The sequence below is a fragment of the Cytobacillus sp. FSL W7-1323 genome (assembly GCF_038595015.1).
Taxonomy (GTDB): Bacteria; Bacillota; Bacilli; order Bacillales; family Cytobacillaceae; genus Cytobacillus; species Cytobacillus kochii.
On the sequence record NZ_CP151998.1, the window covers coordinates 4,006,473 to 4,021,148 of the forward strand.

At 39.4% G+C, this 14,676-nt stretch carries 14 protein-coding genes; 2 read left to right on the forward strand and 12 right to left on the reverse strand.

Annotation, left to right across the window (positions count from 1 at the left end; translation table 11 throughout):
- Positions 1-13: 13 nt before the first annotated feature.
- The 8 genes from MKX67_RS20390 to MKX67_RS20425 all read right to left on the reverse strand — a co-directional run bounded on the left by MKX67_RS20390 (position 14) and on the right by MKX67_RS20425 (position 7,816).
- A complete protein-coding gene (locus MKX67_RS20390) occupies positions 14-496 on the reverse strand; it encodes a flagellar protein FlgN (RefSeq protein WP_095371826.1) in 483 nt (160 codons plus the stop codon).
- 12 nt (positions 497-508) lie between these two features.
- The gene (flgM, locus tag MKX67_RS20395; protein WP_095371825.1) at positions 509-784 is read right to left on the reverse strand and encodes a flagellar biosynthesis anti-sigma factor FlgM; all 276 of its coding nucleotides are present in this window, start codon (positions 782-784) and stop codon (positions 509-511) included.
- A gap of 146 nt (positions 785-930) precedes the next feature.
- Positions 931-1,338, reverse strand: a complete 408-nt coding sequence (locus MKX67_RS20400) for a TIGR03826 family flagellar region protein (protein WP_095371824.1) — start codon at positions 1,336-1,338, stop codon at positions 931-933.
- Positions 1,339-1,396: 58 nt separating this feature from the next.
- Positions 1,397-2,080 carry a ComF family protein gene (locus tag MKX67_RS20405; RefSeq protein ID WP_340976514.1) on the reverse strand — a complete coding sequence of 228 codons (684 nt, stop codon included), beginning with the start codon at positions 2,078-2,080 and terminating at the stop codon, positions 1,397-1,399.
- The gene (locus tag MKX67_RS20410) at positions 2,073-3,560 is read right to left on the reverse strand and encodes a DEAD/DEAH box helicase (protein ID WP_342488689.1); all 1,488 of its coding nucleotides are present in this window, start codon (positions 3,558-3,560) and stop codon (positions 2,073-2,075) included. The genes MKX67_RS20405 and MKX67_RS20410 overlap by 8 nt, the downstream gene beginning before the upstream one ends.
- Positions 3,561-3,644: 84 nt before the next feature.
- Complete coding sequence (locus MKX67_RS20415; protein WP_095371821.1) at positions 3,645-4,484, reverse strand: DegV family protein; 840 nt, start codon at positions 4,482-4,484, stop codon at positions 3,645-3,647.
- Positions 4,485-5,916: 1,432 nt separating this feature from the next.
- Entirely contained in the window at positions 5,917-6,600 is a 684-nt protein-coding gene (locus MKX67_RS20420) for a response regulator transcription factor (RefSeq protein WP_224937162.1), read from the reverse strand.
- 73 nt (positions 6,601-6,673) lie between these two features.
- A complete protein-coding gene (locus MKX67_RS20425; RefSeq protein WP_095371820.1) occupies positions 6,674-7,816 on the reverse strand; it encodes a sensor histidine kinase in 1,143 nt (380 codons plus the stop codon).
- A gap of 337 nt (positions 7,817-8,153) precedes the next feature.
- On the opposite strand from MKX67_RS20425, the gene MKX67_RS20430 reads away from it, so the two are divergent.
- Both MKX67_RS20430 and MKX67_RS20435 read left to right on the forward strand, forming a co-directional pair.
- On the forward strand, positions 8,154-8,792 hold the full coding sequence (locus MKX67_RS20430) for a YigZ family protein (protein ID WP_342488691.1): 639 nt from the start codon (positions 8,154-8,156) through the stop codon (positions 8,790-8,792).
- Between the two features lie 88 nt (positions 8,793-8,880).
- Positions 8,881-9,987, forward strand: a complete 1,107-nt coding sequence (locus MKX67_RS20435; RefSeq protein WP_307319510.1) for an LCP family protein — start codon at positions 8,881-8,883, stop codon at positions 9,985-9,987.
- Between the two features lie 269 nt (positions 9,988-10,256).
- Here MKX67_RS20435 and MKX67_RS20440 read toward each other — a convergent pair whose 3' ends face one another.
- From MKX67_RS20440 to MKX67_RS20455, 4 genes are all read right to left on the reverse strand, one after another.
- Positions 10,257-11,240 carry a hypothetical protein gene (locus MKX67_RS20440; protein WP_342488692.1) on the reverse strand — a complete coding sequence of 328 codons (984 nt, stop codon included), beginning with the start codon at positions 11,238-11,240 and terminating at the stop codon, positions 10,257-10,259.
- A 234-nt stretch (positions 11,241-11,474) separates the two neighbouring features.
- Positions 11,475-12,524, reverse strand: a complete 1,050-nt coding sequence (locus tag MKX67_RS20445; protein ID WP_307319514.1) for an MraY family glycosyltransferase — start codon at positions 12,522-12,524, stop codon at positions 11,475-11,477.
- Positions 12,525-12,668: 144 nt separating this feature from the next.
- A complete protein-coding gene (locus MKX67_RS20450) occupies positions 12,669-13,775 on the reverse strand; it encodes a glycosyltransferase (RefSeq protein ID WP_322909713.1) in 1,107 nt (368 codons plus the stop codon).
- A gap of 76 nt (positions 13,776-13,851) precedes the next feature.
- The gene (locus tag MKX67_RS20455; protein ID WP_095371816.1) at positions 13,852-14,583 is read right to left on the reverse strand and encodes a WecB/TagA/CpsF family glycosyltransferase; all 732 of its coding nucleotides are present in this window, start codon (positions 14,581-14,583) and stop codon (positions 13,852-13,854) included.
- Between the last annotated feature and the right edge of the window lie 93 nt (positions 14,584-14,676).

Below are 14,676 nucleotides of genomic sequence, written 5' to 3' on the forward strand. Positions count from 1 at the left end.
TCTTTTCTCTATCCTACACTTTAGACTGGAACATTCCTGTTGCAGCTTGAGATTTCGCTTTTTGCGGATGAATATAATTCATATTTTGCGCAGCTGCTTTCGGATTGACGAGATTCATAGATAAATTCACATATTGTAAGGAGTGATAAATCAGTTGTTGATTCAATTGATTTTTCTCTTTTAATTTGTCAATAACGGATGATAACTGCTCTCTTTTTTCAAGTAAAGCTTGTTGTTCATGTTGTTCCAGTACTAATATACAGTCTGCTATTGTTGGCTTATCGATACTAGGTACAAGACTTGCTGCAATCTGGATACGCGCTTGTTCAAGCTTCTTTATTGTTGCGACATGGGTTTGTTCATCTTTTAGCATCTGATCTAATGCAGCCATATCACCCTTTTTAATCATATCTGTCTTCTGGCCTGCAAGCTCATAAAGGCTTTGATGATAAGATATTAAGCGTTCCATCGCAGTGAGAAGTGCTTCTGCAGACATACCACACCCTCCTTAAGAGCGTTTTTGTTGAAAATGTTGAACTAGGCTTTTCGCCAATTCATTCGCATCAACATGATACGTACCATTTTCCACTTGCATTTTTAATTGCTCCACCTTCGCTTGGCGAGCAGGATCTGATTGTGATGTTTTTTGCATTTCTAATGCTTTTGAAGAAATTTCGAGTTTATCTGCTTGATTCGTTTTCGCTTGTTCTACTTGCTTTGTCATATTCGCTTGGCGTTGGTAGGGATTGACCTGGTTTGCCGCGTTAAAATGATTAACCTTCATTATAAATCCCCCGCTTTCTTCGTCCCTTTTATTACTCCTATTATCGGTATAAATAGAATGAGTTTAAAGTGATATTACACTTTTAGTAAATTTTACATACATACTATCGTTCCGGAAGTAAACATTAGTTCTTTAGACTTCCTTCTTTAAGACTGTTTACCTCTATAAGAATAGTAGGTTCTCTCTCTTTCTTTTATCCGATCCTGCTCTCGTTCAAATTGCTCTAATTCTTTTTGTAATGCTTTGCGACAAGACTCACAAATTCTTCCTTCTTGAATTAATGTACCACACTGATCGCAAGGATAGCCTAGCTGGGGAAATTGCGCCACCTTTAATCGACCTGATCGAACAAACTTCTGCAGGAGCCACTCCTCTACTCCTGTTGCTTCTGTTATTCTTTGCATAGTAGCAGCACGATTTTCTCTTTTCCTTAGAAAGGCATATACGACTTCGTATGCTTCTTCTTCTTTTTTAAAACACGCTTGGCAAATGGTGCTGACTTGATTTTTCATAAATAAGGCATTACATCTAGGGCAGTTTGCGATCTCCGCCATTCTTTTCACCTCTACTGATAGCTTCTATTCTATATATCGTCAGCATCGGCTAACTTTTTTAACTTCTTGCCATCGTCAATGATCGAACCTCACTTGCTCCTGCCTCTTTTAGCAATTTAGCTGCATGATAAAGAGTCGTACCTGTTGTATAAATATCGTCGACGATTAACACTTTCTTCCCGCTTATTTCTTGTTGACCCGTGAATCGAAAAACTTGTGGTGTCTCTAATCTTTCCTTTCTTGTTTTCTTCGATTGTTTTTCTGTATGCATACGGGTGAGGAGAATGGTGGGCTTTTTGCCTAATGCGGTGATCAGTGCTTCTGATTGATTGAACCCTCTTTCATAGCGTCTTTCTTCACTCAGCGGAATCGGTGTAATAAGATCAAAGCTTATTTGTTTTAATTTGGATTTTAGCAAATCAGCAATTGCAACTGCGAGGATATAATCGCCACGATACTTATATTGAGCGAGCACTTGCTGACAAAAAGAGTTGTATGCTAATACAGAAATATTCTCGTCCAGACAACCGCTATATATTGGATCCGCCTGCCACTTCTTACAGTCGAGACAGATTTCAGCCGTTTCCATCCACCGGTGGCAAGTTGGGCAAGTGGGACCTTTGATAAATGTCCATTTTGCTATACAGTCTTCACACCAAAATGACTGCGCAGCTTTTTGAAACAATGCTTGAAATCCACCAGGAAGTTGCATTTCTTTTTGACAATAGAGACAGCTATTCATGAAGTAAGCCCCTTTGTTTTGCTTCTTTATTCATTTGCAGTATTTGCTTTTTAGCCCGTACCATTGCAGTTGTTTTACCATAATGAAAAAAAACAACATCTCCTGTTGGTGCCTCAACACTTCTCCCAACCCTTCCAGCTATTTGAACAAGCGCACTTTCTGTGAAAATACGCTCTTCTGCTCCTAATACAGCAACATCTATATGAGGAAAAGTCACTCCTCTTTCTAAAATCGTCGTTGTGAGTAAAATAAGCGTCTCTTGCTTTCTCATTTTCTGGACTTTTTCTTTTCGTAAAGGATCTTCCGCATGCACTGCCTCCACTTTAGGATGAATTTTTTGTATGAGAGGTAGCATATCATCTATTAGCTTAATTTTAGGAATAAACAGCAAAACCTGTTTCTCTTTTTCAATGCGTTGCTGTAACCATTTTTTTAACACAAAAGGGAGACGGGCGTTTTTTAGGGGGATTGTCCATTGTCCAATCCATTTAAATTGAGGAATCGGTAAAGGAAAGCGATGGAAACGAGCAGGGATGGTCATATATGCTCTTTTATTTTGCCGACATTCTTTTTGCCACTTCCTTGAAGGAGTAGCTGTTAAATAAATCGTGGCAGCTGCAGACTTTTTCGCTTGCTGAACAGCATACTGGAGTGTGGCATCCATTGTGTAAGGAAAGGCATCCACTTCATCAACAATGACTGTATCAAAAGCACGATAAAAGCGGAATAACTGATGTGTTGTACTGATGACTAGATTGGCAAAAAGGTGCCGGTCTTCACTTCCACCATACAGTGCGGCAACCGTGGTGTGGGGAAACACTTTTTTCAGACGGGGTGCGAGTTCTAAGACGACATCTGTTCTTGGAGTAGCAAGGCACACGCGCTGACCTTGCTTTAGTGCATGAGCGATTCCTGCAAAAAGCACTTCGGTTTTACCTGCGCCACATACCGCCCAAACCAGGTACTCTTTTTTGTTATCAATGGCTGCGACAACTGCCGTGGATGCTTGTTGCTGTCCTGTAGAAAGCGTCCCATCCCATTTTAACGGTTGGTCGACTATTAGGGTGCTCGGGCTTGGTCCATTCCAACTAAAAAGTGGAGTACAAGCCGACACTCTCCCCATCATCAAGCAATTGCGACAATAATGGCATTGCTCATTTCCACAACGAGCACATGGATATGTCGCTAAATGATGACTACTGCCACAGCGAGCACATTTGATTTTTCTACCTTCTTTTATGAAGGGTCGACGAAGCGTGATATAACCTTCGTTCACATGGGTGAATAATTCCTCTACAGGGTGAGAAATTTCATCTAGCAGTAATTGTTTACCAAATAGGAATGTCTGAATTTGTGGATTGAAGCGGTATGTAGGGTTGTGATTATGGTGAGGGATGTTCGGAAGTTCTGTAATAGTGTAAGAAGCTGAGTCGTGGTGAAATACGGGGATGAGTAGGTGATCTTTCATGAGTATTCGCATATAGACTCCTTTCGTGGCTAAAAAAAAGGAGTTATTTCAGCAGTGGTTCGTTTTGTCTGCGATAATAACTCCTTAGTAGATGTATTATTTTTTTACCCAGCCAAGACCCATTGAGCCTTCGCCAAGATGTGTACCAATAACTGCACCAAAATAGCTTATACCAAAAGTGACATTCGGTAATTGTGCTTCTAGCTCTTCCTTCCATTTCTGCGCTTCCTCTAAACGGTTTGCATGAATAATAGAGGCTTCATAAGCTTCTCCACTCGCTGCATCTTCCGCTAACAAATCAACGATTCGTTTCATTGCTTTTTTACGCGTACGGATTTTTTCGAATGGCACGATGAGCTTATTTTCAAAATGAAGCAATGGTTTCACTTGGAGAAGACTTCCTAAGATTGCTTGCGCACTTGATAAGCGGCCACCTCTTTGTAGATGTGACAGATCATCAACCATAAAATAAGCACGAATGGATTGTTTCATTTCATTCAGTTTGTCCATAATTTCTGCTGGCGACTTCCCGTCAGCTGCCATTTCGGCTGCTTTGACGACATAGAAACCTTGTACACGTGCGCTAATTTCTGAGTCAAAAGGATAGACGGTAATGCCTTCAACCATATTACCGGCAGAGACTGCCCCTTGATAGGTGCCACTAATCCCGCTTGATAAGTGGATGGAGATGATGGCATCATAGTCTTGCTTCAACGTTTCAAACAATGTGACAAAATCACCTACGGATGGCTGTGATGTTTTCGGCAAATCCTTATGTTTGACTTCCTCATAAAAACTTTCTGCAGTGATTTCTATTTCTTCTTTATATGATTCATTGCCAAATATCACACTCAGCGGGATCATGTGAATATTTAGCTTTTCTCTCAATTCTTGTGTGATATAAGATGTACTATCCGTTACTACGGCCGTTTTCATAAATAGAGTGACTCCTTCACTTTTTTCTCTACTATATGTTCTGTTACCATTCTATATGAAAGTTAATAAAAATGCATTAAGTTTAGAGAGGTTTAAGGGGAAATCTTTTACTTTTTGATGGGCTTTTGGGGTGGTTGGTTTGATTCATACTCGAAGTCTGGGGTTTTAACTTTTGCGGTGATGTAAGAGCGCAGGCTTTGATTGTATATTGTATGGTAGCTCCTTCTCCGGTCATGAGTCAACTCTTCCTCCATGATCCAGTTATGAAACACCTAGAGTAAATTAGGATTTAGACATTTTATTTGATAATCCCCCTTTTATGTGTGTCGCAACTCTCAGCTCAGGTTCCTTTTCTTGGGGACTTGGCGATATTTATATCGAATATCTTAGACTCGAGAGGGATCGGAGAAATTAATGCGGTTCCTTCTTTTAAGCTACTTATCTTCTCCTTTCTTCTTTTATTAGTCGGGATTCTCGCTTTTACGCTACTTATCTTTCACTCTCTTTTTTATTAGTCGCGATTCTCATCTTTGCGCTACTTATCTTCTACTCTCTTCTTTTTTTAGTCGCGATTCTCACTTTTTCCCTACTTATCTTTCACTTTCTTCTTTTTTTAGTCGCGATTCTTGCCTTTGCCCTACTTATCTTTCACTTTCTTCTTTTATTAGTCGCGATTCTCGCCTTTACCCTACTTATCTTCTCCTCTCTTCTTTTTTTAGTCGCGATTCTCACTTTTTCCCTACTTATCTTTCACTTTCTTCTTTTTTTAGTCGCGATTCTTGCCTTTGCCCTACTTATCTTCTCCTCTCTTCTTTTTTTAGTCGCGATTCTCACTTTTTCCCTACTTATCTTTCACTCCTTTCTTTTTTTAGTCGCGATTCTTGCCTTTGCCCTACTTATCTTCTCCTCTCTTCTTTTTTCAGTCGCGATTCTTGCCTTTGCCCTACTTATCTTTCACTTTCTTCTTTTATTAGTCGCAATTCTCATCTTTGCCCTACTTATCTTCTCCTCTCTTCTTTTTTTAGTCGCGATTCTCACTTTTTCCCTACTTATCTTTCACTTTCTTCTTTTATTAGTCGCGATTCTTGCCTTTGCCCTACTTATCTTTCACTCTTTTCTTTTATTAGTGGCGATTCTCACTTTTTCCCTACTTATCTTTCACTCTCTTCTTTTACTAGTCGCGAACCTTTTGCGCTCTCGTCCTCTTTTTTAATCGCAATTTCTTCTTTCACGCGACTCATATGTTCTACTCCTCCCCTATTATCTACGAAACTTCTACATTGCTCATTTTTCTTATAATTATGTCTCTCCCTTCATGAAATGGACTTCTTCCCTTCTCTTGTCCCACCTTTTTATCTTCGAACCGATCCGCATTTTCAACAAAAAAACACCCCAATGCGGAGTGTTTCTTCATATGTATGAAAGGCTGGGATTAGCGAACTTCTACCCAACCGTTTTTGATGGCTACGACAACCGCTTGTGTACGGTCATTGACGTTCATTTTTTGCAGGATGTTACTTACATGGTTTTTGACTGTTTTTTCACTAATATATAATGCTTCACCGATGCCGCGGTTACTTTTTCCGTCTGCAAGAAGTTGGAGCACTTCACACTCGCGTCGAGTAAGTAAATGTAGCGGACGACGGATTTCGATTTGTCCATAAGCGCCTGTTGTGCCAGTTCCTTCTGAAGCAAGGCGACGGTATTCGTTGACAAGATTGTGCGTTACTTTCGGATGAAGGTAAGAACCACCCTCTGCAACTACTTTTACTGCCTCAACTAATGCATCTGCATCCATTTCTTTAAGTAGGTAACCACTTGCTCCGGTTTTTAAAGCGTGCGTTACATAATTTTCATCATCATGGATTGAAAGAATGATTACTTTAGAATCTGGATATTTCTCTACTAATTGACGCGTTGCTTCCACGCCATTAATATTCGGCATGTTAATATCCATGATAACTACGTCTGGTTGATTTTCTTCAACGAGTCTGATCGCTTCGTCGCCATCGTCACCTTCTGCTACCACGTTAAATGTTTTTTCAAAATCAAGAATACGTTTTACGCCCTCTCGGAAAAGTTGATGGTCGTCAATAATTACTATTTTAGTATTCAAGTTCTTCCCCTCCCAATCTTCAACTGTTTTATATCTATCATGATGTTTGACCAGTTTCATCATCAATTAAATATTATTTCATATAAGGTACTTGAATAATAATAATTGTGCCTTTACCAATATTGGAATCTATCGAAAGCTGGCCCTCCAGAAGTTCAACTCTTTCTCTCATGCCGATAATACCAAAGGATTGTGCTTTTTTCTTATTAATATCAAACCCTTTACCATTATCTCTAATTACGACTGCTATTCTTTCATTATTAATTTCAGTTTTAACAATAATCTCTTCTGCATCAGCATGCTTCATCGCATTCTGCACAGCTTCTTGAATGAGTCGGAATAGCGCCACTTCATATTGACTTGGTAAACGAACCTCTTTACCAACATTCATGAAAGTGATTTTGGTCGAATTATGATATTCTTCGATTGTTTGTAGATACTTCTTTAATGTAGGAACAAGACCTAAGTCATCTAAAGCCATTGGTCTCAGGTCATAAATAATTCTTCTGACCTCATATAAAGCACTTCTGACCATTTTCTTTAAATTCCTTATTTCCTCCATGGCTTCATCTGTGCCACGCTCTTTATAAACACGTTCAATCAAATCAGAGCGCATCATCACATTCGCCATCATTTGCGCCGGGCCGTCATGTATTTCACGTGAGAGCCTTTTACGCTCCTCTTCTTGCGCCTCAATAATTTGTAAGCCAAACTCTTGTTTCATCTTCGCATCTTCAAGCATCTCACCCATTTGTTTGATGTCACTCATCAAGTAGTTCATGACAACAGTAATTTGGGAAATTAAATGCTCAGCACGCTCAATCGTATCACTAACGCCCACTAATCTTCTTTCAATGTCGTCTCTCCGGTCACGAAGCTGCTTTTCCATTTGCCGATTCATCGATAGATCCATTTGTAATTGATGGGCTTTTTCATATGCATCACGTACTTGCGCTTCAGTATAATCTTTGAAATGCATACTGACTTCAGATAATCGTTTACGCGCAAAACGTGTTTGACTTTCTAAACGGTCGCCTTCATCAATGACTTTAATAACCATTACCTTTACATCTTTCAGTTCTTCGGTTAAGGTCTCATAATCTTTTCGACATTGCTCACCAATCCGGAAAATTTCATTCTTACTCGTACCGACCGTTTCTATCATTTTTTCTAAAATTAAATCGAGCGACTTCGTATCAAATTTTTTTATACTCATTCGCGATTCCTCCAAGGGTATACCCTGTTGTTGCTATTCCTTATTTTACCTTGAAAAGCGGTATTCGACCATGTGTAGCGGCAGAAAATAATACCATTTGACACAAAATTCGATAAATAGTCGCACGCTTGAAAATTATTTATATGTCATATATCCTAATTTTATGTTAAAAAAAGAGGATTATTGGCAATATCTATAGTTATCCTCAGATATAAACTTATTATATCACTTCAGCGATTCGACAATATTAAAGTTTGTTTACAATCTATTAATATTTATGTTTTCCGAAGATTGTCGAATTATAATAGGAAGAGACTTGCAGGAAGGAGCGATATTTTTGCTTCCACAATATCATACCGTCAAAGGGTACGGGGAACATGAAATTATTATACAAAAATCTAGATTTATTGCATATATTGACCGAGCAGAAACAGAAGAAGAAGCGCAAGAATTTATTCAGAAAATAAAGAAGCAAAACTGGAATGCCACTCATAATTGTTCTGCCTATTTAATTGGTGAGCATGATTTAATTCAGAAAGCTAACGATGATGGTGAACCGAGTGGTACAGCTGGTGTACCGATGCTTGAAGTGTTAAAAAAGAGGCAATTAAAGGATACTGTTGTGGTAGTCACCCGCTATTTTGGTGGCATTAAACTTGGTGCCGGCGGTTTAATTCGCGCTTACGGTAAAGCTACATCCGAAGGTTTACTTGCTACAGGTATAGTTAAAAGAAAGCTAATGCGCATCATGCATACAAAAGTTGATTATACCTTTCTTGGAAAACTAGAAAATGAATTACGCGCTTCCATTTATCCAATAAAAGAAATCCATTATGCCGATATTGTTGAAATTGAAACTTATGTAAAAGATGAAGAAACAGCTAACTTCAATGCCTGGATGATCGAATTAACAAATGGACAAGCAGAAATAACTGAAGGTGACGTGTTATATTTAGAATCGACAATTTCTGAGTAAATATTTTACGTATATGCAAATCCATTGTAAAATAAACATTAACTATGTAAAGAATCGATTAAATTTTTACTAATAAAGGAGCAATCATATGTCTTATGATGGTCGTAATGCCCAAAAGGTGAGGAGACGTAAAGTGAAGCGCAGAAGACGTGTTTTCGCATTTATCCTTCTTCCTCTACTAGTCCTTGCCCTAAGTGCCACTGCCTACGGTGCCTATCTCTATAATAAAGCAGAGACAGCGATGAACAGCACATATAACCCACTAGAAAGAGAAACCAAGCGAGATGTAGCTGTACAACCTGATGTTGATAACTTTTCACTACTCATTATCGGAGTTGATGATAGTAGTAAACGGGGCTTTAGTAATTCAGCGCGTTCAGATGCATTAATGGTCGCAACATTTAATAAGGAATCAAAATCTATTAAACTATTAAGCATCCCTCGTGATTCTTATGTTCAGATTCCTAAGCTTGGTTATCAAGACAAAATCACCCATGCTCACGCTCACGGCGGACCACTCACTTCTATTGAAACGGTTGAGCAGCTACTCGATATTCCCATTGATTTTTACTTAAAGTTAAATTTTGATGCATTCATTGAGATTATTGATGCTCTAGGTGGAGTAGAAGTAGAAGTACCTTATGCCTTATCTGAGCAAGACTCAAATGACAACGCAGGGGCTATTCAATTAGAAGAAGGCTTGCAAACATTAAATGGGGAAGAAGCATTAGCGCTAGCACGTACGAGAAAGCAAGATAATGATATTATGCGCGGGCAAAGACAACAAGAAATCGTTAAAGCGATGATGAAAAAAGCCGTATCAGTAGATGCTATTTCGAAATACGGGGATGTCATCGAAGCAGTCGGAAACAATATGGAAACAGACCTTTCCTTCGACCAAATGAAATCACTTATTAGTTATGCGACTTCTAGTGGCATGACTCCAGATATTGAAATGCTCAATCTCAAAGGTCAAGATATGTACTTACCAAACTCTAATGGTAATCGTGTGTATTATTATCAAATAGATGATACTGGATTACAGGAAGTTATTTCAGAACTACAAAGCCATCTTGATTTAGGGACTACGAACCTCGGACAAAATGAATCTACTGATCCGACAAATGGCGAGAGTTCAACAGACGGCGAAATTTCTACTGAATCAAGTGAAGCTGGTTACAATAGCGGATATTAATAGAATTATGCTTTATAGGAACCCCCAAACAAAAAACTGTTTGGGGGTTTTTATTCAGACACACCTTACTCATACTGTTCTGTTGTACGTGTATGTTCTCTTTTGGGTGGGCTCATTCTCTCTTATTTTCTAGCTAGTGGTATGGGCATATCTCGTTTGTCCAGACTTCTTTCTATTTTTTTCTCTTCAATTAAAGGGGCACCTTATAAAGCTATTGATAGCCTTTTTATAAGAATGTACGGGAATTTATACATGCATTCCGTTTCTTGTTACTTTACACTTATACATGGCTTTCCCGCACTTCTCAGCCTTCTCCTTTTGGCTTTTGCACTTATACACGGCTTGTGCGCAGTTCCCTGGCTTTTCTCTCTCTGTTTTGCGCATATACTCGGCTTCCGCGCAATTCCGTGATCTTTCTCTCTTACTTTTGCGCGTATATGCCATTTGCGCGCAGTTCTCCGGCTTTTCCCTCTCATTTTTGCGCGTATACACCGCTTGCGCGCAATTCTGTGATCTTTCTCTCTTACTTTTGCGCGTATATGCCATTTGCGCGCAGTTCCCCGGCTTTTCCCTCTTGCTTTTGCGCGTATACACGGCTTGCGCGCAATTCCGTGATTTTTCTCCCTTGCTTCTGCGCGTATATGCCATTTGCGCGCAGTTCCCTGGCTTCTTCCTCTCATTTTTGCGCGTATACACCGCTTGCGCGCAATTCTGTGATCTTTCTCTCTTACTTTTGCGCGTATATGCCATTTGCGCGCAGTTCTCCGACTTTTCCCTCTTGCTTTTGCGCGTATACACCGCTTGCGCGCAATTCCGTGCTCTTTCTCGCTTACTTTTGCGCGTATATGCCATTTGTGCGCAGTTCCCTGGCTTTTCCCTCTCATTTTTGCGCGTATACACCGCTTGCGCGCAGTTCTCCGACTTTTCCCTCTTGCTTTTGCGCGTATACACCGCTTGCGCGCAATTCTGTGATTTTTCTCCCTTACTTTTGCGCGTATATGCCATTTGTGCGCAGTTCCCTGGCTTTTTCCTCTCATTTTTGCGCGTATACTCGGCTTGCGCGCAATTCTGTGATTTTTCTCCCTTACTTTTGCGCGTATATGCCATTTGTGCGCAGTTCCCTGGCTTTTCCCTCTCATTTTTGCGCGTATACACCGCTTGCGCGCAATTTCGTGATCTTTCTCTCTTACTTTTGCGCGTATACTCGATTTACGCGCAGTACTCAGGCTCTTCCTTCTTCTTTTTGCGCGCATATACTATTTACGCGCAGTTCTCTCTTATTCTCTTTCACTTTTACACAAATAGGATCCACGGATCGTGCGCAGTTCCCATTCTACCTTCTATTCGGCATCATCCTTCTAACAGCTCTCGCCACTTTTGTAGTTAACCAATGGCTCTAGATAAAGCTTTTTTCCCTTATCAACCTTATCAACCTTATCAACCTCTTAATCTACAAAAAAAGCTAACCAAATTGGTTAGCTTTTGTATCAGTTGCCTTTTCCTTTGAGTCTTTTCAATAAGGGCTGGTAGTCTTTCCCGAGTAGACCGATCAGTTCGGCAAATAATTCGAGCATTACAAGGACAACGGCTATTAGTAAGATGGCTCCCCATACTTTTGCTTGAGAGAAGATAATGGCAATCATGCCAAAAGTAGCTGCCATCGCGTAAATTAATAAGACTGTTTGGCGATGGGTAAAGCCTGCATTCAATAAGCAATGATGGAGATGTGATTTATCTGGTGCTGATATCGGTTGTTTGTTTAAAATCCTTCTAAATATCGCAAAAATCGTATCGGATAATGGGACACCTAAAATTAAAATAGGGATAATAAACGAAATCACTGTTACATTTTTAAAGCCGAGCAATGACAAGACAGCAATCATATATCCTAAAAAGAGAGCACCTGTATCACCCATAAATATTTTCGCTGGATGAAAGTTAAAGACAAGAAACCCGAGTGTAGCTACCATTAACAAAGAAGCCATGGCAATTACATACGTATTCCCCATGAATACAGCCATCCCAGCAATCGTAAATAGCGCAATCGATGATACTCCAGCTGCTAATCCGTCAAGACCATCAATTAGGTTAATTGCATTCGTCACACCAACAATCCATAAGATTGTAATAGGGATGGCAAAATAACCAAAGTCGATTCGATTATCGCCAAAGAATGGGTTGTTAATAAATTCAACTTCCACATTTCCCCAAAAAACTACGATTAATGCAGCAGCAATTTGCCCTAGCAATTTATATTTAGCAGGTAATTGATATTTATCATCTAACATACCGATTACAACGATGATAAATGCACCGACCATGATTGGGATATGCACTTCTTTATTTGGTGAGAAGATTAGCACACCGAGCATGAAGCTTAAATAAATTGCTAAACCACCTAAACGAGGCATCACTTTTTCATGGACTTTTCGATTATTTGGTTTGTCTGTTGCTCCTATCTTAAAGGCCAGTCGTTTTACCAGCGGTGTTAAAAGAACGGAGCATATAAAACATAATATTAAGGTCAAATAAATCATAAAGACCCTCCTTATGGATAGCATGCCCCTCTTTCACACTTGGAACCAGGCATAATTTACAAATTCGTACAAATGTATATCGAACCTATTATATCATAGTTGTACCATTTAAAAAGGTACTTTTTTTGACAAAATCCGCAAGATTTATGTCCAATTTTTGTAGGCGTCCATCACATTTTCCCGAAAATGCTCCACGCTAAACCACCTTGATGCATGTTTATAGAGATTTTCACCGATTTTTTTCAAGGACCCTACATAATGGGCATTTATCGCCTCTTCAATTGCCAGAGCTAATGCGTCCACATCTTTCACTGGAACAAGCCAGCCATAATCTTTCGATGGAATCAATTCACAGACTCCACCAACATCGGTTGAAATCACCGGCTTTTTCGCTCTTGCTGCCTCTAATAAGACAATTGGAAAATTCTCACTTAATGATGATAATAGATGAAGATCTGAAATTTGTAATAAGGCATCAATATCCTGTCTATATCCTAGAAATTTTATTTGTTTAGCTAATCCTTTGTTGTTCACAAAAGCTTTTAATTCTTGTTCTAAAAAGCCATCTCCTATTAAAAGGAGTTTGACCTGAGGTGCTTTAGCCATGACACGGCTGATGGCTTCTAAGGCAATCCGATGGCCCTTTACAGGTGTGAGTCTCGCCACCATAGCAATCACAAAATCATTCGCCTCAAGCCCTAACCCTTTGCGTTCAAGCGTACAAGACTGCATTTGTCTGTTAAAATCTATCCCATTGAAAATAGTCTTCACTTTACTCCCATCCACACCATGGGAGAGCAAGAGCTCTTTGGAACGATTAGAAATGGCGAAATAATAATCAGGGTGCTTCAAAAGCCATAAATGCAACTTAGTAAAGGCTTTTCCTTTCAAGCCCCGATTAAGAAAATCATCATAGGGATTGCTATGTAATGTTGTCACCCACTTACATTCTCGGGAGGTTTTTTTTAGCAAATAACCGTAAAGATTTGCTCGCGCACCATGTGTATGAATCATGGTCATTTGTTCTGCTTCAATATATTTCTTTAAACGCTGAATGACTGATAGATCATATCTTTTTTTCGTAGCGAAAAGCTTTACGCGAATCCCTCGCTCTAGTGCCTTCTGATAAATCGGCCCAGGTTCAAAAATCCCTAGCGTAAAAACAGTAGGGTCACTATTCTCTAATAAATCAAGAATATGTGTCATGCCCCCACCTGTATCATTCCCTGCATTTAAATGGAGTACTTTCATCGTTGATATTCCATCCTTCTTCATAGTATCAGACGGAACAGCTTAGAAAATAGTTGCAGATTCTAGGGTTTTTACATCAATCTCGCTTTCTGGATTGCCGTACTTGCTTCACAAATTGAGGTAAAACGAGCACCCTTCTCCAACGAGAGGGCTGCTTCAATAGGCGGTAAAACCACTCTAACTTAAGGTTTTGCCAAAATTCAGGCGCTCGTTTCATTTCACCAGATATAATGTCAATCGTGCCACCGACCCCCATGAATAACCCTTTAGAGAAGCGATGATAATTAGTGGTAATCCATTCTTCCTGACGTGGAAAGCCTAAAGCAACCAAGACGATATCTGGCGCTTTAGCTGCTACTTCTTCAGCCACTTGCCCATCTTCCCAATCAAAATAACCATTATGTCTACCGACAAGGTTAATTCCCGGATAATCTTTTTCTATATTTTCAGCTGCTCTTTTATTTACTTGTTCCCTTCCTCCGAGAAGATATACATGCCAGCCTTTTTTATTTCCTTCTTCTAATAAGGACATTGTTAAATCAAAGCCTGTTACACGCTCTTTTATCGGCTTTTGAAGCATATTAGCAGCAAGTAGAATCCCATTACCATCAGGCACCACGTAATGAGCAGACTGAATGATCTTTTGATAATCTTTATTCTCTTTGGCATACATAACGATTTCCGGGTTCGCTGTCACAACAAATGTTTTTTCTTGTTTATCTATATGGTTGGTTAAAATGGATTCCATTTCTGCAAAGCTTGTATTAATAAAGGGAACCCCAAGTATATTTACGTAATCATGACTCATTTTATAACCTCAATCTTTATCTTAATAGTCGGTGTTTTAGTTTATACCGTTCTGATTATACTAATAATAAAAAGCACTTTTCCTTAAAGGAGA

Bases quoted from the DNA above. Each gene is read 5' to 3' on its own strand.
- MKX67_RS20390 (WP_095371826.1), bottom strand. From the start codon at position 496: ATGTCTGCAGAAGCACTTCTCACTGCGATGGAACGCTTAATATCTTAT.
- flgM (WP_095371825.1), bottom strand. From the start codon at position 784: ATGAAGGTTAATCATTTTAACGCGGCAAACCAGGTCAATCCCTACCAA.
- MKX67_RS20400 (WP_095371824.1), bottom strand. From the start codon at position 1,338: ATGGCGGAGATCGCAAACTGCCCTAGATGTAATGCCTTATTTATGAAA.
- MKX67_RS20405 (WP_340976514.1), bottom strand. From the start codon at position 2,080: ATGAATAGCTGTCTCTATTGTCAAAAAGAAATGCAACTTCCTGGTGGA.
- MKX67_RS20410 (WP_342488689.1), bottom strand. From the start codon at position 3,560: ATGCGAATACTCATGAAAGATCACCTACTCATCCCCGTATTTCACCAC.
- MKX67_RS20415 (WP_095371821.1), bottom strand. From the start codon at position 4,484: ATGAAAACGGCCGTAGTAACGGATAGTACATCTTATATCACACAAGAA.
- MKX67_RS20425 (WP_095371820.1), bottom strand. From the start codon at position 7,816: ATGAGTATAAAAAAATTTGATACGAAGTCGCTCGATTTAATTTTAGAA.
- MKX67_RS20435 (WP_307319510.1), top strand. From the start codon at position 8,881: ATGTCTTATGATGGTCGTAATGCCCAAAAGGTGAGGAGACGTAAAGTG.
- MKX67_RS20440 (WP_342488692.1), bottom strand. From the start codon at position 11,240: ATGCGCGCAAAAAGAAGAAGGAAGAGCCTGAGTACTGCGCGTAAATCG.
- MKX67_RS20445 (WP_307319514.1), bottom strand. From the start codon at position 12,524: ATGATTTATTTGACCTTAATATTATGTTTTATATGCTCCGTTCTTTTA.
- MKX67_RS20450 (WP_322909713.1), bottom strand. From the start codon at position 13,775: ATGAAAGTACTCCATTTAAATGCAGGGAATGATACAGGTGGGGGCATG.
- MKX67_RS20455 (WP_095371816.1), bottom strand. From the start codon at position 14,583: ATGAGTCATGATTACGTAAATATACTTGGGGTTCCCTTTATTAATACA.